The sequence below is a fragment of the Nocardioides sp. Root1257 genome, from assembly GCF_001425175.1.
Classification (GTDB): domain Bacteria; phylum Actinomycetota; class Actinomycetes; order Propionibacteriales; family Nocardioidaceae; genus Nocardioides.
Genome location: NZ_LMDV01000009.1, coordinates 502,179 through 519,489, shown reverse-complemented (window position 1 = coordinate 519,489; position 17,311 = coordinate 502,179). Strand labels below are relative to the sequence as shown.

At 73.4% G+C, this 17,311-nt stretch carries 17 protein-coding genes; 9 read left to right on the top strand and 8 right to left on the bottom strand.

Annotated elements, in window-relative coordinates; genetic code table 11:
* Positions 1–23: 23 nt before the first annotated feature.
* Complete coding sequence (rpsF, locus tag ASC77_RS16640) at positions 24–314, bottom strand: 30S ribosomal protein S6 (RefSeq protein WP_028643766.1); 291 nt, start codon at positions 312–314, stop codon at positions 24–26.
* 168 nt (positions 315–482) lie between these two features.
* On the opposite strand from rpsF, the gene ASC77_RS27515 reads away from it, so the two are divergent.
* Positions 483–878, top strand: a complete 396-nt coding sequence (locus ASC77_RS27515; RefSeq protein WP_056155385.1) for a protein kinase domain-containing protein — start codon at positions 483–485, stop codon at positions 876–878.
* Complete coding sequence (locus ASC77_RS27510; RefSeq protein WP_056155382.1) at positions 809–1,396, top strand: protein kinase domain-containing protein; 588 nt, start codon at positions 809–811, stop codon at positions 1,394–1,396. Before ASC77_RS27515 ends, ASC77_RS27510 begins: the two co-directional genes overlap by 70 nt.
* Positions 1,397–1,403: 7 nt before the next feature.
* Here the strand turns inward: ASC77_RS27510 and ASC77_RS16625 are convergent, their stop codons facing one another.
* Positions 1,404–2,162, bottom strand: a complete 759-nt coding sequence (locus ASC77_RS16625; RefSeq protein WP_056155379.1) for a DeoR/GlpR family DNA-binding transcription regulator — start codon at positions 2,160–2,162, stop codon at positions 1,404–1,406.
* 69 nt (positions 2,163–2,231) lie between these two features.
* On the opposite strand from ASC77_RS16625, the gene ASC77_RS16620 reads away from it, so the two are divergent.
* The 4 genes from ASC77_RS16620 (at position 2,232) to ASC77_RS16605 (ending at position 6,781) form a co-directional block, all read left to right on the top strand.
* Positions 2,232–2,615, top strand: a complete 384-nt coding sequence (locus ASC77_RS16620; RefSeq protein ID WP_200945013.1) for a DUF4406 domain-containing protein — start codon at positions 2,232–2,234, stop codon at positions 2,613–2,615.
* Positions 2,616–2,625: 10 nt separating this feature from the next.
* A complete protein-coding gene (locus tag ASC77_RS16615; RefSeq protein WP_056155376.1) occupies positions 2,626–3,426 on the top strand; it encodes a deoxyribonuclease IV in 801 nt (266 codons plus the stop codon).
* A 74-nt stretch (positions 3,427–3,500) separates the two neighbouring features.
* Positions 3,501–5,528, top strand: a complete 2,028-nt coding sequence (locus ASC77_RS16610; RefSeq protein WP_056155374.1) for an ArnT family glycosyltransferase — start codon at positions 3,501–3,503, stop codon at positions 5,526–5,528.
* Positions 5,525–6,781, top strand: coding sequence for a bifunctional glycosyltransferase family 2/GtrA family protein (locus ASC77_RS16605; RefSeq protein ID WP_056155371.1), 1,257 nt, complete (start codon positions 5,525–5,527; stop codon positions 6,779–6,781). The genes ASC77_RS16610 and ASC77_RS16605 overlap by 4 nt, the downstream gene beginning before the upstream one ends.
* Here ASC77_RS16605 and ASC77_RS16600 read toward each other — a convergent pair.
* The 5 genes from ASC77_RS16600 to ASC77_RS16580 all read right to left on the bottom strand — a co-directional run bounded on the left by ASC77_RS16600 (position 6,774) and on the right by ASC77_RS16580 (position 12,338).
* Positions 6,774–7,088: a hypothetical protein gene (locus ASC77_RS16600; protein ID WP_156391139.1), complete on the bottom strand. Its 315-nt coding sequence runs from the start codon at positions 7,086–7,088 to the stop codon at positions 6,774–6,776. The genes ASC77_RS16605 and ASC77_RS16600 overlap by 8 nt on opposite strands.
* Positions 7,089–7,181: 93 nt before the next feature.
* A complete protein-coding gene (locus tag ASC77_RS16595; protein WP_156391138.1) occupies positions 7,182–9,641 on the bottom strand; it encodes a CHAT domain-containing protein in 2,460 nt (819 codons plus the stop codon).
* Between the two features lie 4 nt (positions 9,642–9,645).
* Positions 9,646–11,256 (bottom strand): S8 family peptidase, encoded by a 1,611-nt coding sequence (locus ASC77_RS16590; RefSeq protein WP_056155364.1) that lies wholly within the window; start codon positions 11,254–11,256, stop codon positions 9,646–9,648.
* A 6-nt stretch (positions 11,257–11,262) separates the two neighbouring features.
* Positions 11,263–11,724, bottom strand: a complete 462-nt coding sequence (locus ASC77_RS16585; RefSeq protein ID WP_056155361.1) for a hypothetical protein — start codon at positions 11,722–11,724, stop codon at positions 11,263–11,265.
* Positions 11,724–12,338: an RNA polymerase sigma factor gene (locus ASC77_RS16580; RefSeq protein WP_056155358.1), complete on the bottom strand. Its 615-nt coding sequence runs from the start codon at positions 12,336–12,338 to the stop codon at positions 11,724–11,726. Before ASC77_RS16580 ends, ASC77_RS16585 begins: the two co-directional genes overlap by 1 nt.
* A 201-nt stretch (positions 12,339–12,539) precedes the next feature.
* On the opposite strand from ASC77_RS16580, the gene ASC77_RS16575 reads away from it, so the two are divergent.
* The 3 genes from ASC77_RS16575 to ASC77_RS16565 are packed head-to-tail and all read left to right on the top strand — an operon-like array spanning position 12,540 to position 15,918.
* Positions 12,540–13,667, top strand: coding sequence for a hypothetical protein (locus ASC77_RS16575; RefSeq protein ID WP_056155354.1), 1,128 nt, complete (start codon positions 12,540–12,542; stop codon positions 13,665–13,667).
* A 33-nt stretch (positions 13,668–13,700) separates the two neighbouring features.
* Positions 13,701–14,849 carry a lipid II:glycine glycyltransferase FemX gene (locus ASC77_RS16570; protein WP_235547722.1) on the top strand — a complete coding sequence of 383 codons (1,149 nt, stop codon included), beginning with the start codon at positions 13,701–13,703 and terminating at the stop codon, positions 14,847–14,849.
* Between the two features lies 1 nt (position 14,850).
* Positions 14,851–15,918, top strand: coding sequence for an alanine racemase (locus ASC77_RS16565; protein ID WP_056155353.1), 1,068 nt, complete (start codon positions 14,851–14,853; stop codon positions 15,916–15,918).
* Here the strand turns inward: ASC77_RS16565 and ASC77_RS16560 are convergent.
* A complete protein-coding gene (locus ASC77_RS16560) occupies positions 15,879–17,291 on the bottom strand; it encodes a glycosyltransferase family 87 protein (RefSeq protein ID WP_235547721.1) in 1,413 nt (470 codons plus the stop codon). The genes ASC77_RS16565 and ASC77_RS16560 overlap by 40 nt on opposite strands.
* Between the last annotated feature and the right edge of the window lie 20 nt (positions 17,292–17,311).

Below are 17,311 nucleotides of genomic sequence, written 5' to 3'. Positions count from 1 at the left end.
TCCACAGGAAGGGGGTCCGGCGCTCAGTGAGCGTCGGGACGCATGACCTTCGTGCGGAGGATCGACTCGTTGAGGGTGAGCTGGCGGTCGAACTCCTTGACCGTGGCCGGCTCGGCGTTCAGCGTGATGACGGCGTAGATGCCCTCGGCGTTCTTCTTGACCTCGTAGGCCAGCCGGCGGCGTCCCCACACGTCGACGGACTCGACAGAGCCGCCGTCCTTGCGGATCACGTTGAGGTACTTGTCGAGCGAACCTTCGACGGTCCGCTCCTCGATGCTCGGGTCAAGAATGACCATCACCTCGTAAGCACGCATGTCGTTCTCCACCTCCTATGGGCTAGGGCGGCCACGGACTCTCCGTGGCAGGAGGGAAATGCGTTGGTGTCCCGGCGCGACCCGGATGGTCGACGCAGAGAACGCCCTAGGCTAACAGCGCTCGGACGTGCGCCCATAAACGGCGTACGACGGGGTAGGAACCGGGCGATGTCCGCGCCTCCCACCACCCCGATCGCCGGCCGCTACGTCCTCCTCGACCAGGTCGGCACCGGTGGCATGGGCTCGGTCTGGCGGGCTCGCGACCTGCGGACGGACGAGCTCGTCGCCGCCAAGGTCCTCGGCGCCCACGACAGCGCGACGCTGCTGCGGTTCGTGCGCGAGCAGTCGCTCCGGATCCGCCACCCGCACGTCCTGACGCCGTCGGGATGGGCGGCCGACGACCACCGGGTCGTGTTCGGCATGGACCTGGTCCGGGGCGGCTCCGTCGACGACCTGCTGGAGGAGACCGGGCCGCTGCCGGCGTCTACGTCGGGGTGCTGCTCGACCAGCTCCTGCAGGCGCTCGCCGCGGTCCATGCCGCCGAGGTGGTCCACCGGGACGTGAAGCCGGCCAACCTGCTGCTCGAGCCGAGCGACGCGGACGGCAGCGCGCCGTTCCTGCGACTGGGCGACTTCGGCGTCGCGGTGCCGGTCGCGGACGTCCGGCTCACCCGGGGCCCGGCGGCGGTCGGCACCGACGGCTACATGGCCCCCGAGCAGGCGGCCGGTGCGGCACCGGACCCACGGCAGGACCTGTACGCAGCGGGGGTGGTCGCCACCCAGCTGCTCACCGGGCGGCCGCCGCGACCCGGACGCGCGCCGATGGTGCCCGAGGGCCCGCTCCGCCCGCTCCTCGAGGCGCTGGTCGACCACGATCCCCTCCTGCGACCGCCGAGCGCCGCCGCCGCACTCGAGCGGCTGCGGCGCCTCGACCTGCCTCCCGACGGCCCCTGGCCCGTGGTCCCCGACCGGCTCGGCCCGCCGCCGGCCGTGGCCGGTCCGCGGTGGCCGACGGCGGTCATCGCGGTCTCGCTCGTCGTCCTGGCGGCCTGCGGGGTTGCCTGCTGGCTGATGCTCGGCTGAGCCCCGCTCAGCTGACGCCGAGCACCCGCACGCCCGCCGCGCGCAGCTCCGCGACCCCCCGGGCGGGCGCGGCGGCGTCGGTGAGGACGGCGGTGACCGCCGCGAGCGGCACGACCTCGAACGCGGAGGCGGCGCCGATCTTCTCGCCGCTGCCCAGGACGTACGTCTCTGCCGCGCGCTCGGTCCAGGCCCGCTTGATCGCGGCCTCGTCGGCGTCGCCCGTGGTGAGGCCGGCCGCCGGGTGGATGCCGGTCACCCCCAGGAAGAACGCGTCGACGCTGACCCGGCCGATCGCCTCGTGGGCGAGCGCGCCCGCGGCCACGACCGAGTGCTTGAAGAGCCGGCCGCCGACGATGATCACCTCGACCGTCGGGTGGACGGCGAGCTCGACGGCGACCGTCGGGCTGTGGGTCACGACCGTCGCACGCAGGTCGGCGGGCAGCGCCCGGGCCAGCTCGCGCGCCGTCGTGCCGCCGTCGATCGCGACCGTCTGGCCGGGGCGGACCAGCGCGGCCGCCGTCCGCGCCACCTCGGCCTTGGCGCCGGTGCCGATCGTCGTGCGCGCGGTGAAGTCCGCGACGGCCGGCGAGGCCGGGAGGGCGCCACCGTGCACGCGGTGCAGGTGACCCTCGGCGGCGAGCTCGCGCAGGTCGCGCCGGATGGTGTCCTCGGAGAGGTCGAGCTCGGCGGCGAGGTCCTTCGCGACGACCCGTCCCTGGTCGCGGAGGGTCGTCAGGATCAGGTCCTTGCGCTGGGCGGCGAGCACGCGTCCACCCTAGCCGGTTTGCACGACTGTTCTTGTTTTTGCACGTTTCTGCACGTTATTGTCGGAGCCATGACCACGCCCCTGATGATCCTGATCGCCGGCCCCTACCGCTCCGGGACCGGCGACGACCCCGACCTGATGGCCGCCAACCTGACCGCCCTCGAGACCGCGGCCTGGCCGCTCTTCCGGGCCGGCCACCTGCCGATGATCGGCGAGTGGGTCGCGCTCCCGGTGCTCAGCAGTGCCGGCGCCACCGGTGTCACCGACCCGCTCGCCGAGCAGGTGATGTACCCGACCGCCGAGCGGCTGCTCCGGCACTGCGACGGCGTGCTCCGCCTGCCGGGCGGGTCGACGGGCGCCGACCAGGACGTGCGCATCGCCGAGGAGCGCGGGCTGCCGGTCTGGTACCGCCTCGAGGACGTGCCCGGCTGCGCCGTCGGCGCCGCCTCCTAGGCTGGGTGCCATGACCGCGACCGCCATCGGAGCCCACGTCGACCAGGCCGACCCGATCGCCGAGGCGCAGGCCCGCAACGCCCCGCACGTGCAGTTCTTCCTCGGCGACCCGCAGGACTACAAAGGCCCGGAGTTCCAGTACGCAGGGGGCGCGGAGGGCCTCAAGGCCGACGCCGAGGCTGCGGGGATCGGGCTCTACGTGCACGCGCCGTACATCGTCAACGTCGCCACGACCAACAACCGGATCCGGATCCCGAGCCGCAAGCTGCTCCAGCAGCACGTCGACGCGGCGGCGTCGATCGGTGCGCGCGGGCTGATCGTGCACGGCGGCCACGTCAACAAGGACGACGACCCCGAGAAGGGGTTCGACAACTGGCGCAAGGCGATCGAGGCGACCGACCTCAAGCTGCCGCTGCTGATCGAGAACACCGCCGGCGGCGACAACGCGATGACGCGCTACCTCGAGCGGATCGGCCGGGTCTGGGACGCGATCGCGCCCACCGAGCAGGCCGACCTGGTCGGCTTCTGCCTCGACACCTGCCACGCGCACGCGGGCGGCAACTCGCTGGAGACCGTGGTCGACGACGTCCTCAAGATCACCGGCCGGATCGACCTGGTGCACTGCAACGACAGCCGCGACGAGTTCGACTCGGGTGCCGACCGGCACGCCAACCTCGGCGCGGGCAAGGTCGACCCCGACCTGCTCGCCGCCGTCGTCCGCGACGCGGGTGCGCCGGTGGTGCTGGAGACGCCGGGCGGTGCCAGCGAGCACACGGCCGACGCCGACTGGCTGCGCGAGCGCGGCCTCTAGCCCCACCCGGCCTCACAGAGGGCTCACAGACAAGGCACGGCGTCCGGCCAAGGCGGCGCTCCACCGTGGAGGCCATGACCGCCACACTCACGCCGCCCGACACCGCCGCCCCGCCGGCCCCACCGCCGCCGCGCCCGCGCCGCGACCACTACCGACCGGCCCTGGCCGTGCTGCTGCTCGGCACCGCCGTGCTCTACCTGTGGGGGCTGAGCTCGTCCGGCTGGGCGAACAGCTTCTACTCGGCGGCCGTCCAGGCCGGCTCGGAGTCGTGGAAGGCGTTCTTCTTCGGATCCTCCGACGCGTCGAACTCGATCACCGTCGACAAGACGCCGCTCTCGCTCTGGCCGATGGCGCTGTCGGTGAAGGTCTTCGGCCTGTCCTCGTGGTCGATCCTGGTGCCCCAGGCGATCGAGGGCGTGCTCGCCGTGTGGTTGCTGACGGCGACCGTGCGTCGTACGACGGGAGCGGCGTGGGCCGGCCTGCTGGCCGGCGCGGCCCTCGCGCTGACGCCGGTGGCGGTGCTGATGTTCCGGTTCAACAACCCCGACGCGATGCTCGTGCTGCTCATGGTCGCGGCGGCGTACGCCGTGCTCCGCGCCGTCGAGGACGGTGTGCGCCACCCGGTGCGGTGGATGGCGCTGGCCGGCGCGCTGGTCGGGCTCGGCTTCCTGACGAAGATGCTCCAGGTCTTCCTGGTGCTGCCGGCGTTCGCCCTGGTCTACCTGGTCGCCGGCCAGCCGAAGGTGCTCAAGCGGATCGGGCACCTGCTCGTCGCCTTCGGCTCGATGATCGCCGCTGCCGGCTGGTGGATCGCGATCGTCGAGCTCTGGCCGGCCGCGAGCGGCCCCTACATCGGCGGCTCGCAGGACAACTCGATCCTCGAGCTGACGCTGGGCTACAACGGCCTCGGCCGGCTCAACGGCGACGAGACCGGGTCGGTCGGCGGCGGCGCCGGCGGCACGGGCGGCTCGATGTGGGGCGAGACCGGCATCGGCCGCCTCTTCACCAGTGAGATCGGCGGCCAGGTCGCCTGGCTGATCCCGGCTGCACTCGTGCTGATGGTGGCCGGCTTCTGGTTCACCGCACGACGGCCGCGCACCGACCGGGTGCGCGCCGCGCTGATCCTCTGGGGCGGCTGGCTGCTGGTGACCGGGCTGACCTTCAGCTTCATGGCCGGGATCTTCCACGCGTACTACACGGTCGCCCTCGCGCCGGCCCTCGCCGCGCTCGTCGGCATCGGCGCCCACCTGCTCTGGCAGCACCGACGCTCGTGGGAGGCCGGGCCGGTCGCGGCCGTCGCGGTCGCGATCACCACGGTGACCGCGTTCTTCCTGCTCGGCCGCAGCGCCGACTTCGTGCCGTGGCTGCGCTGGGTGGTGCTGGCGGTCGGCGTGCTCGCCACCGCCGCACTCTTCGGGCTCCGCTGGCTGCCCCGCCGGCTCGCCGTCGTCGCGGCGTCGGTCGCGATCATCGCCTCGCTGGCCGGACCGACGGCGTACGCCGTGCAGACCGCGGCCACCGCGCACACCGGCTCGATCCCGACCGCAGGGCCGACCGTGTCGGGCAGCGGGTTCGGTGGCCCCGGTGGTGGACCCGGCGGCGGCGGGCGCCCCGGTGGCGGCCAGGCGCCGCCCCAGATGCAGCAGGGCCAGACGCAGGGACAGATGCAGGGCGGCCCCGGTGGCCAGACCGGAGGCCAGACCGGTGGGCAGACCGGCGGCGGCGCCGGCGGCCTGCTCAACGGCAGCGAGCCGGGGGCCGCGCTGACGGCCCTGCTCGAGGCGAACGCGTCCGACTACACCTGGGTCGCGGCGGCGGTCGGCTCCAACAACGCCTCCGGCTACCAGCTCGCGACCGAGGAGCCGGTGATGGCCATCGGCGGCTTCAACGGCTCGGACCCGAGCCCGACGCTGGCGCAGTTCCAGCAGTACGTCGCGGACGGGGAGATCCACTACTTCCTCGGCAGCGGCACCGGCTTCGGCCAGTCGATGGGCGGCAGCAACAGCAGCAGCGAGATCGCCGCCTGGGTCGCCGACAACTTCACGGCCACCACGGTCGACGGCGTCACCGTCTACGACCTCACCACGGGGACGGCGTCGTGACGGCCGCGCAGCCGTGGGAGGCGCCGGGGGCCGGAGCGGACACCGCGACCACGACGCTCGACGTGGTGATCCCGGTCTTCAACGAGGAGCGCGACCTGGCGGCCTCGGTGCTGCGGGTCCGCCGCTACCTCACGACCCTGCCGTGGACCTTCCGGGTGACGATCGCCGACAACGCCAGCACCGACGGCACCGCCGTCATCGCGCGACGCCTCGCCCACGCGTACGACGACGTGCGCGTCGTGCACCTCGCCGAGAAGGGTCGCGGGCGAGCGCTCAAGCGGGTGTGGAGCGGCTCGGACTCCGCCGTCCTCGTCTACATGGACGTCGACCTGTCCACCGACCTCAACGCCCTGCTCCCGCTGGTGGCGCCACTGATCAGCGGGCACTCCGACCTGGCGATCGGCACCCGGCTGGGGCGCGGCTCGAGGGTCGAGCGCGGACCCAAGCGGGAGCTGATCTCGCGCGGCTACAACCTGCTCCTGCGCGGCACCCTCCGCGCGCACTTCTCCGACGCCCAGTGCGGGTTCAAGGCGATCCGCGGCGACGTCGCGCGCGAGGTGCTGCCCCTGGTCGAGGACAACGCGTGGTTCTTCGACACCGAGCTCCTGGTGCTCGCCGAGCGCGCCGGGCTCCGGATCCACGAGGTGCCCGTCGACTGGGTCGACGACCCCGACAGCTCCGTCGACATCGTGCGTACGGCGCTGGCCGACGTCCGCGGCATCGTCCGGGTCGGCCGCGGCCTGGTCTCCGGTCGCCTGCCGGTCTCCGACGTCGCCGAGCGGCTCGGCCGTGCGTCGGCCGACGCGGGCGGCGGCCGGCTCGGGCTGCAGGTGGCGATGTTCGCGCTGGTGGGCGTCGCGTCGACGATCGCGTACGCGGTCCTCTTCCTGCTGCTCAGCACCCGGGTCTCGTCGTTCACGGCGAACCTGCTGGCCCTGCTGCTGACCGCCGTGGCCAACACTGCGGTGAACCGGCGGCTGACGTTCGGGGTCCGGGGCCGGGAGGGAGCCTGGGGCCACCAGCTGCGCGGGCTGATCGTCTTCGCGATCGGCCTGGGCGTGACGTCCGGCTCGCTGTGGCTGCTGCACGCGAGCGGCTCCCCGAGCCGCGGCGTGGAGGTCGCGGTCCTGACGGTGGCGAACCTGGTCGTGACGATCCTGCGCTTCGTGGCCATGCGGGCCTGGGTCTTCGCCCGTCGGCCCCGCCGGCCGGACGCCCCCGGGCCACGTCCGGCCGCGGCCGAGGTCAGCTGACCCGGACGGTCAGGTCGCGCACCTCGCCCGGTCCCGAGCGGTCGACCCGGCGCCGGATCAGGCGCAGCGGCTGGTCCTCGGTCGCGTCGGCGTCGAAGACCAGGAAGAGGAAGCCGTGCGGCCCCTCCTCCAGCGGCAGGAGGTTGCCGGGCCGGTCGACGACCTGCCAGCGGCTGAGGCCGAGCCCGCGACGGCGGAAGCGCACCGCCAGCCGCGCGCCGGCCGGCACGACCACGTGCTGGCCCGGCTGCGGGTCCTGGATCACGTGGACGGGAGTGGTGCGGGTCGGTGAAGTCATGACGGACATGCCGTGCTCCTCGGAGTTCGAGCGGTCTCTCCCTGACACGGATGAGGAGCAGCACCCCAGGGACCAGATACCCGTTCGGGCCAGTCCGGGTGACTAGCCGAAGCAGACCAGCGGGACCGGGGCGCTCCCGGCCGGGACCGCCTCGACGGCCTCGGCCAGCGCCGCGGCCGGGTCCAGCCCGGCGGCCAGCCGCTCGTGCACGGCGAGGAGGACGCCGTACGCCGCCTGGTCGTTGATCGCAGCAGGCGAGGCGATGACACAGCGTGCGCCCGCGTGCAGCCAGGCCGTCGTCATCCCGATCAGCTCCTCGCCGGAGCGCACCGTCGACCGGCCGACCTCGCAGGCGGAGAGCAGCACGACGTCCGGCACCTGGCCGAGCCGGTCGATGTCGTAGCCGAACCACGGGCCGTCGACGAGCTGCACACCGGCGAACATCGCGTTCTCGGCACTGTGCCGGCCGTGCGCGGCGACGTGGAGGACGTCGACGGCGTCGGCGAGCGCGGAGACGGCGGCGGCCGTGGCCTCGTCGCCGCGGAGCACCCGCGCCGTCGGCCACTCCTTCGCGGCGGCGACGACCTCGTCCTCGGCGCGCGCCACCCGCGGTCCGGCGACGAACCCGGCGCTCGCGGTGCGCAGCGGCGTCGTACGACGGGCGAGCCAGGCGGTCGCGGACTGGGCGACGGTCAGCGGGCGACCGACGTACCCGTGCAGCAGCGTCCACGGGATCCCGGACAGCACGCCGGAGGGCGTCAGCACCACCCGGCGGTCGCCGACCGCGTCGAGGACCGGGGCCACCAGCAGCGACGCCAGGGTGTCGAGCCGCTGGGCGAGCTCCGTGCGGACGAACGCGCCCATCGCGTCCGGGAGGTCGGTGGCCGCCATGTCGAGGTCGGGCAGCAGCCCGCCGATGAGTCGGTCGAGCTCCTCGCGGTGACCGAGGTCGACCCACGTCGTGCCGTCAGCCGTGACGACCAGGGCGACGACGGCGGACGCGGTCACGACGTACGCCACCAGGGCGGTGCCCGGGTCCAGCGCGGACCGCAGCTCGTCCAGCGTGACCGGGTCGGCGACCTCGCCCGAGCCCCGGTGCTGCCAGGCGCGCTCGCGCACCCGCTGGCGCAGCTCCGCCTCGCGGGCCGGGTCGCTGCGCGTCGGGTCGGCGGCCATCTCGCGCAGCTCGGCGAGGTCGCCCGCGATCTGCTCGTCCTCGGGCGGGCGCACCGGCTGCACCCGGCTCGCGAGCATCCGGGCGCGCTCGGACCACTCGAGGAGCACCTCCGGTCGCCGCGAGTCGACGGCCAGCGCGAGCCCGCGGACGCCGAGACGGGTGCCGTGCCCGGCCACGCCGGTCTGCAGGTCGAGCGAGCCGAACGAGCTCTGCCAGGCGTGCAGGTCGCTCAGCCCCACGCGCAGGTGCTTGAGCGCGTCGGCACGGCGCCCCGACGCGGCGGAGAGCTCGGCGCGGAGGTCGCGGTCGAGCAGGCGGACGCCGATCGGCGCGGTGCGCACGGAGCCGATCGCGCGCAGCCCGGCGGCCGCATCGTCGAGCTGTCCGCGTCGGATCCGCACGCGGGTGGCGTCCATCCGCGCCAGCACGGCCTCCCAGCGCAGGCCCTGGGCGGCGAGCTCGTCACCGAGCTCCGCTCCGCGACGGGCCAGGGCCGGACCGGTCCCGCCCGACTCCACCTGGGCGCTGAGGAGCGTGGCGTCCGCGCGGACCTGCCAGGCATCGGCGCCGGTACGCCGGAAGCGTCGTGCGGCGTCGCGAGCCGCGGCACCGGCCCGTCCAGGGTCCCGGAGCACGAGGCTGCGAGCGAGGGCGAGCTCGGCCTCGCCGCGACGCTGGTAGAGCCGGCGGCGCCCGTAGGCGTGCGCAGCCGCGGCGAGCGCAGCCGCACCCTCGTCGTGGAGGCCGGCGGCCATCAGCACCTCCGCGCGGTCCTGCTCGACCATCGCCGTCATCACCGGACCCTCGGCCGCGACCGTCGGGTAGGCGCTGGCGAGGTCGCGCAGCGCCGCCACCAGGTCACCGGCGAGGAACCGGGTGTAGCCCAGGTTGTGCAGCGCCTTCGCCGCGCCGTACTCGTCACCGGCCTCGCGGTAGGCCGCGAAGGAGTGCCGGAAGTCGGACGTCGCCGCCGGCAGGTGCCGACGTTGCAGGTGGACGTTGCCGCGGTTGAGGTGCACCCGCGCGGTCACGCCCGGCTCGTCCAGCATCGCCAGCGCCTGGTCGAACTCCGTCATCGCGATCGCGGACTCGCCGCGCAGCATGTGCAGGAGCCCGAGCTGGGAGTGCAGCTTGCCGCGGGTGCGGTCCTCGATCGCCGTGTCGGCCAGGGCCGCGCGACACAGGACCATCGCCGCATCGTGCTCCCCGGTCTCGGACAGCACGTACGCCAGGCTCGTCGCGATCTGCGCGTCGAGGTCCGTCCGCTGCCGATCCTCGGTCCCGAGCTCGGCTCGAGCGCGCTCGAGCAGCCTCCGGGCCTCACGGTGACGCCCGCGGTAGGCGGCATGCACCCCCCGCGCGTGCAGGTCCTGGGGAGAGGTCACCGCCTCATGATGACGTGATTCCCGTGCACGCGGACACTGCGTTCCAGGCCGTGGTGACCGCAGTGGGTCCGTCGACCGGGGCCGCGAGCGGCTCCAGCGTGCCGACCATCGCCGCGGCGACGTCGCCCGCCATGATCGGTGCGCTGAACGACGTACCGCTCCACACGGCGAACCCGCCGCGGAAGTCGTCGGGGTCGATCGCCTCACGGACCCGGCCGAAGGCGCTGCTGCGGGCGACCGGCTCGTAGCCGCCGCGGAACGCCGGCATCGTGCTCACGACGGCCGCACCGGGGACGTACGCACGCACCCAGGGTCCGGCGTTGCTGAAGAGCGCGTCCGTGCGGTTGGGGTTGAGCGCGCCGACCGAGACGATGGGTGCGATCGAGGGGTCGAACGGGATCGGCCCGCCGTCGTCGGACCAGCGGCAGAAGGCCGCCGGGAAGGACGGGCGGCTCGTCGCGTCGTTGCCCGCCGAGGCCACGATGACGACGCCGTTGCGGCTCATCTCCTCGAGGATGGAGTACATCGTCGGGTCGAAGAGCACGTCCTCCGGCGTCTCGTGGTAGTAGCCCATCGAGAGGCTGAGCACGTCGATCGGGTGGCCCCCGGGCTCGCCGGCGCGGTGGCGACGGGCGAGCTCCGCGATCTGGGCGAGCGTCGCGACGAGGTCGGACTCGACGATCGGACCGTCGGAGGGCATCACCCGCCACGCCACCAGGTCGGCGTCCGGGCACCGCTGGCGGATCAGGCCGGCGATGAACGTGCCGTGCCCCGAGATCGGGTCGATCGACCCGTCCAGCGGACCCGACTGGTCGCCGTCGTCCTCGGGCGAGATCGAGGTCGTGTCGGAGTAGCCCACGGGGACCCCGTCGAGCGCGACCTGGGTGTCCACGAAGCCGTCGAGCCACGGGTGGTCGCCGCACCCCGTGTCGAGGATCGCGACCACCGGGCGGCGACCCTCGATCTCATCGGCGTGGCGCCGGGCCGGGGCCGCGCCGACGAAGGCGACCGGCTGGCGCCCGCCGTACCCGGGCTGGAAGTAGGTCGCGATCGCCTTCGACCCCCGGGCGTCGTCGGCCGGGTGCCCGTCGTGCAGCGGGTGGCCGTCGTGCAAGGGGTGGCCGTCGTGCAGCGGGTGGCCGTCGTGCAACGGGTTGGCCTCGATGGCCGGCACGACCAGGTGGTCGAGGCTGACCCCGGTCACCGACCGGACCCCGAACTGCGCCCGGGTCTGCTGCAGCAGCGTCCAGGCGTCCGGCGCGATCGTGGCGCGGTTGGAGGCGACGCCGAGCTTGAGCGGGATGTAGCCGAACTTCAGGTTGACCGTGCGCGGGTCCTCCTCCTCCGGCACGACGCTCCAGCCGAGGGGCTCGGCGACGTAGCGCAGCACGGTGACCGCGGCCTCGAGGTCGACGGCCTTCGACACCAGCAGCCGGGCCCCGACGTACACCGTCGGTCGCGGGACGACGCCGTCGACCATGAGCGCGGTGGCCGGGTCGAGGAGGCGCCCCTGGGCCGGCGCGATGGCCGAGGGGTGGGGCGGACGGGGGTCGCGGTCGAGCGGCTTGCGCGCAGGACGCTCGGGACGGGGCTTCTTCTCGGGGGAGTCGGTCACGGGTCCTCAGATCTCGAAGGTGGGGGTGGCGAAGGCCGGGCGTGAGCCGTCGTGCGGCTCCAGCCGCAGACGCATCAGCCCGACCGGCAGGTCGGTGAGCGCGAACCGTCCCGAGTCGCTCACGACCGCCTCGTGCGTGACAGGCTCCTCGCCGGGCAGCGCGCGGATCGTCATGGGTTCGGCCGGCACGATCCAGCCGTCGACGCGGGACCGGCCGTTGTCGACGGCGATCCTCAGCAGCAGGTCGGTGTCGCCGTGCACGAAGCGCAGCGTGTACGACGTCGAGCCGCGGGCCCCGGCCAGCTCGGTCGAGCGCTCGACGAGCTCCATCAGCTCGAGGTCGAGGTCGGAGGCGGCCATCGCGGCCGCCGCCTGCATGGCGGCGACGAGGTGGTCCGGCACCGGGTCGTGGCGCTCGTAGGCGTCGCGCACGATGTTCAGGAGCGCATCCCTGCTCAGCTCGGACATCAGATTCCCCCTGCTTCGATGAGCGCGACGCGCAGCTTGGCGAGGCACCGTCCCCGGGTGGGGCCGATGCTGCCGACGGGCATCCCGAGCTCGGTGGCCAGCTCGCGATAGTCGGGGCGGTTCTCGAACGCGACGATCCGCAGCAGCCGGCGGCAGCGCTCCGGCAGCCCGTCGACGGCGTGCCACAGGCGGTCGCCCTCGTCGTGCTGGACGACGCTGTCCTCCGCCGAGCGCTGGCGCGGCAGCGCCTGGGCGAGGTCGTCGTCCTCGACCGGGGTGGGGGTCGTCTTCGCGCCCGCGGTGCGCCACGCCTCGCGGCGTGCCGTCGTCGTCAGCCAGCCGCCCACGGCCACCGGGTCGATGATCGCCGCGCGCCGGCGTACGAGGGCGAGCCAGGTGTTCTGGATGACGTCCTCGGCGGCGGCCTCCGGCAGGCGGTAGGCGCGCACGACGTGCCAGAGCACCGGGGTCATCACGGCGACGAGGTCGTCGAGGCCGGTCGGGTCACCCGCCACCCACCGGTTGAAGCCGTCGGTCGCCTCGGCCCACACGGCTCCCGGGCGCGCGTCGTCGGCCCGGTCGTCGTCGGCCCGCTGGCCACCGCTCCTGGTCATGCGACGTGTCGCTCCCGGTTGTCTGTCGATCAGGATCACGCCACTGAGGAGAGGGTGGGCGAGCTCCTGATACCTCCCTGTCCACATTGTTCGGGGGGATCGGCCCCCGATCCTCGCCCGGACCGGGTGAGTGCGCAGGTGATTCGGCCCATTCCCGCGTCCGGTCGTAACGCGGACGGGCCGATCGGCGCTGTGTCGGGTATGAACCGCACGGCACGCACCATCCTCGGCACGCTCATCGTCGCCACGCTCGGCCTGTCCGTCCCAGCGACAGCGACGGCCGGCGCTCCGCACCGCGAGGTCGACCCGGGCGACCTGCCGGTCGGGGCGAAGCCGGCCCTGCCCTACCTCGACACGGCGGGTGAGAAGGTCCACCTGCCCGGCGGTCGCACGATCTCGACCGAGCGGTTCCGCACCGATGGGGGGAAGTTCCGCTACACCGGCGAGCTGTTGCACGTCCGCGGTGGCTGGCTGCTCTCCCAGACACTCCTCGACACCCACGGCCAATACACCGGGACGAGGGTCCACTTCCTCAGCACCTCGGGCAAGAGCCGGATCGTGCTGGCGAAGGCGCGGTTGACGATCGACTCCGTGGCGAGCAACGGCGCCTGGTTCGTCGCGCACGCACCGGACGAGCGCACCCTGCGCGCCATACGCGTCCGCGACGGTCACGTCATCGGATCTCACCGGTTCGCCACCGTCAACGGCGCCGCGATCCTCTCCGCCGGCGACGGCACCGCGCTGATCCGGACGCTCACTCGTGCGCACGGGAAGTACGTCGCCACCACCGCCGCCTGGCAGCCGGCCCGCGGCAAGGTCCGGGTCGTGGACCGCCGCCGCAACCTCAACGCAGTCCCGTCCGGGGTCGGCAGCTCGGCCACCCACCGCTACAGCGCCCCCGGGCGCCACTTCTCGAGCGTCATGCTCGACAGTCGCACCCAGCGACGTCTGTGGCTGGTGCGGGGGGAGAGCATCGAGTCGTTCTCGCCGGACGACAAGCGCGTGGTCACCACGAGCGGCGTCGGTTTCGACGAGGACGCTCCCTGGACGATGGCGGACACGATCCGGGTCCGCGACGCGCGCACCGGGCGGCTCCAGGTGACCTTCACGGGTCACATCGGCGCCACCTATCGGACCTACCAGCCGATCTGGGAGTCGCCCACCACCCTGCTGCTCCACGCCACTGGGGAGCCCTACTACGACCAGCAGACCGAGTCGGGCGTCTACCCGGATGCGTCGATCGTGCGCTGCTCGGTCGTCACCGCGGCGTGTCAGCGGGTCCCTGTCGTCCCCCGGGACACCCAGCTCCAAGTGCGCAAGAGCAACTGACCGGTCGCTCGGGGCGTTCGCTAGCCTCGACCCGTGACTTCCCCGATCCTCTCGACCCGCCTCGACGTCCGAGGGATCGCCGCCGACGACCACCTGGCGTTCGTCCGCCGGCAGCGCTCGACGAGCTTCCTCCAGACCCCGGCCTGGGGCGCGGTGAAGGCGGAGTGGCGGCACGAGTCGGTCGGCTGGTTCGCGGGCGACGATCTGGTCGGAGCGGCGCTGGTGCTCTACCGCCAGCTGCCGCGGGTGAAGCGCTACCTGGCCTACCTCCCCGAGGGGCCGTCGATCGACTGGGACAGCGAGGACCTCGCCGGGTGGCTGCGTCCGCTGGCCGACCACCTGAAGGGCGCGGGGGCCTTCGGCGTCCGGATGGGGCCGCCCGTGGTGACCCGTCGCTGGGATGCCGCCACCGTCAAGGCCGGCATCGCCGACGACACCGTGCACCGCCTGGGCGACCTCGCCCCGACCGAGCGCAGCCACGGCGGCGCGCGCGTGGTCGCGCAGCTGCGCGACCTCGGCTGGCGGCCGCAGGCCGTGGAGGGCGGGTTCGCCGCGGGCCAGCCGCAGTACGTCTTCCAGGTCCCGCTCGCCGGCCGCACCGAGGACGAGGTGCTGGCCGGGATGAACCAGCTCTGGCGCCGCAACATCAAGAAGGCCGCCAAGGAGGGCGTCGAGGTCACGTCGTACGACGGCGCTGCGATCGGGCCGGAGCTCAAGACCTTCCACGACCTCTACGTGCACACGGCCGAGCGCGACCACTTCACGCCGCGCCCGCTGTCCTACTTCCGCACCATGGTCGACGCTCTGGGCGCCGAGGAGACGGACCGGATCCGGCTCTACACGGCCCGGCACGAGGGCACCCTGGTCGCGGCGACGATCGCGATCCGGGTCGGCGCGCACGCCTGGTACTCCTACGGCGCCTCCTCGACCGAGAAGCGCGAGGTCCGCGGCTCCAACGCGGTGCAGTGGCAGATGATCCGCGACGCGATCGCCGCCGGTGCCGACGTCTACGACCTGCGCGGCATCACCGACACGCTCTCCTCCGACGACCCGCACCTGGGCCTGATCCAGTTCAAGGTCGGCACGGGCGGCGAGGCCGTCGAGTACGTCGGCGAGTGGGACCTGCCGCTCAACAAGGCGCTCTACAAGGCGTTCGACGTCTACATGAGCCGGCGGGGCTGACGTGAGTCTCACCCTGACCATCGACGGCGACCGCTGGCGCGCCCACCTGTGCGCGGTCGCGGACACCGAGCCCGGGCTGGTGCCGGTCGCGAAGGGCAACGGCTACGGCTTCACGCTCGGCCGCCTGGCGCGCAAGGCCCAGTGGCTGGGGGTCGACACCATCGCCGTCGGCACCTACGAGGAGCTCCCCGAGGTCGCGAGCCGGTACGACGGCAGCCTGCTCGTGCTCACCCCGTGGCGTCCGTTCGGCGCGGCCGCCGACCTGACCGCCGCCTCCGACCCGGCGCTGGCCCGCCGCGTGATCCACACCGTCAGCCGCACCGAGGACCTCGCCGACCTGCTCGGTCGCCAGCCCGACGCCCGGGTGGTCCTCGAGCGCGCCACCAGCATGCTGCGCCACGGCATGACCGCTCGCGAGCTCTGGTCGACCGCCGAGATCGTGCGGGACCACCCGAAGGCGCAGGTCGCCGGGGTCGCGCTGCACCTGCCGCTCGCCAACGGTGCGCACCTCTCCGAGGTGCACCGCCTGATGACCGAGGTCGTCGCGACCGAGCTCCCCCTCGACACCGTGTGGGTCAGCCACCTGAGCAGCGCCGAGCTGACCGCGCTGCGCACGGCGTACCCCGACTTCACCTTCCGGCCCCGGATCGGCACCGACCTCTGGCTCGGCGACCGCTCCGCGCTGCACGTCACGGCCACGGTGCTCGACGTGCACGAGGTCGAGCGCGGCGACGGCTTCGGCTACCGCCACCGCACCGCGCCGAAGGCCGGCCACGTCCTGGTCGTCAGCGGCGGCACCGCCCACGGCATCGGCCTCGAGGCGCCGCTCGGCGACGCCAGCCTGCGCGGCCGGGCCGCGACCCTGGCCCGCGGCGGCATGGACGCGGCCGGCTTCGTGCGCTCGCCGTTCTCGATCGACGGCAAGCAGCGGCTCTTCGCCGAGCCGCCCCACATGCAGGCGTCGATGCTGTTCGTGCCCCACGGCGCCCGGATCCCGGCCGTCGGCGACGCGATCGACGTGCGGGTCCGCTACACCGCCACCTCGTTCGACCGCATCGTGACCACCTGACTGCTCTGCCGTACCGGGTCGCGCCGCGGGTCCCAGACGTCGCGCACCACCATCACCACGAGGTAGAGCTCGGCGGCGATCCGGAGCAGCGTCGCCGCCCAGTAGAAGCCGGCGTCACCGCCGGCGGCGGGGGCGAGGTAGCCGCCGAGGTACCACCACACGGCGGCGAAGTAGAGGACCTCGCCGGCCTGCCAGATCAGCAGGTCGCGCCACCGCGGCCGCGCCAGGACGGCGAGCGGCAGCAGCCAGAGCACGTACTGCGGCGAGTAGACCTTGTTGACGATCAGGAAGCCCGCGACCACGAGGAAGCCGAGCTGCGCGAGTCGCGGGTTCGCGGGCGACGTCAGGCCGAGCGCGGCCACACCGAGGCACCAGAGCCCGAAGAAGACCCAGGACACCATGTTGATCGTGTGCGGCTCGAAGGTGAACGGGTCGGGTGTCGTGTCGAGGGCCTGCTGCACCACGAGCCAGATCGAGCCGAGGTCGGCGCCCCGCTCGGAGTTGAACGACCAGAAGACCTTCCACTCCGAGGGCCCGGTCAGCAGCGCGGGCAGGTTGGCCACGAACCACGCGGTTGCGGCGCCCAGGGCCGTGAGCCCGAAGGTGCGGTAGCGACGCTGGCGCAGGCAGAGGACCAGGACGCCACCGAGCAGGAACAGCGGGTACAGCTTGGTCGCCGTGCCGAGGCCGATCAGGACGCCGGTCAGCACGGGTCTGTCCCGGGCCCAGGCCCACAGGGCGCCGGCGACGCACGCGACCGCGATCAGGTCCCAGTTCACGAGGCCCGTCAGCAGCAGGGCCGGTGACAGGGCGAACGCCGCTGCGTCCCACGGCCGGCGCGGGTTGACGCCGGCCAGCAGCCAGGTGCACAGCAGCGCGAGCACGGCGAAGCCCAGAGCGTTGACGATGACGAAGATGCGCATCTCGCGCTGGACCTTCGGCCACCCGGAGACCTGGTCCGTCGGTGCGCCGTACCGCGGCTCGAGGTCGGGGGACCCGTTGAGCCAGTGCGTCACCCAGGAGGTGCCGTAGGCCCAGTACGCGATCCCGACCGGGTACTCCATCACCGGGAAGCGGGCGCGTACCTGCTGGTCGTCGGAATAGGGCCAGTTGAGCTCGGCGAAGCCGCGGCCGGTGTAGAGGTAGGGCAGGTCCGAGTAGCACATGTGGCTGTAGCGGGCCTGGCCGTCCTGCCACGTGTCGTCGTAGCAGTTGCCCTTCTGCACCATCCCGAGCGCCATGCAGATCGCCGTCAGGGCGAGCAGCACGCGGACCGGCGTCCACCAGGGGTGCCGGCCGGCGCGGGAGCCGACGGGCCCGCCGACGACCTCGCTCAGGGTGCCGACGACAGGATCGTCGACGGTGGGGTCCACCCAGGCGCGATCCCCCACCG

Bases quoted from the DNA above. Each gene is read 5' to 3' on its own strand.
- ASC77_RS27515 (WP_056155385.1), top strand. From the start codon at position 483: ATGTCCGCGCCTCCCACCACCCCGATCGCCGGCCGCTACGTCCTCCTC.
- ASC77_RS16600 (WP_156391139.1), bottom strand. From the start codon at position 7,088: ATGTCCGTCATGACTTCACCGACCCGCACCACTCCCGTCCACGTGATC.
- ASC77_RS16615 (WP_056155376.1), top strand. From the start codon at position 2,626: ATGACCGCGACCGCCATCGGAGCCCACGTCGACCAGGCCGACCCGATC.
- ASC77_RS16580 (WP_056155358.1), bottom strand. From the start codon at position 12,338: ATGACCAGGAGCGGTGGCCAGCGGGCCGACGACGACCGGGCCGACGAC.
- ASC77_RS16610 (WP_056155374.1), top strand. From the start codon at position 3,501: ATGACCGCCACACTCACGCCGCCCGACACCGCCGCCCCGCCGGCCCCA.
- ASC77_RS16620 (WP_200945013.1), top strand. From the start codon at position 2,232: ATGACCACGCCCCTGATGATCCTGATCGCCGGCCCCTACCGCTCCGGG.
- ASC77_RS16575 (WP_056155354.1), top strand. From the start codon at position 12,540: ATGAACCGCACGGCACGCACCATCCTCGGCACGCTCATCGTCGCCACG.
- ASC77_RS16585 (WP_056155361.1), bottom strand. From the start codon at position 11,724: ATGTCCGAGCTGAGCAGGGATGCGCTCCTGAACATCGTGCGCGACGCC.
- rpsF (WP_028643766.1), bottom strand. From the start codon at position 314: ATGCGTGCTTACGAGGTGATGGTCATTCTTGACCCGAGCATCGAGGAG.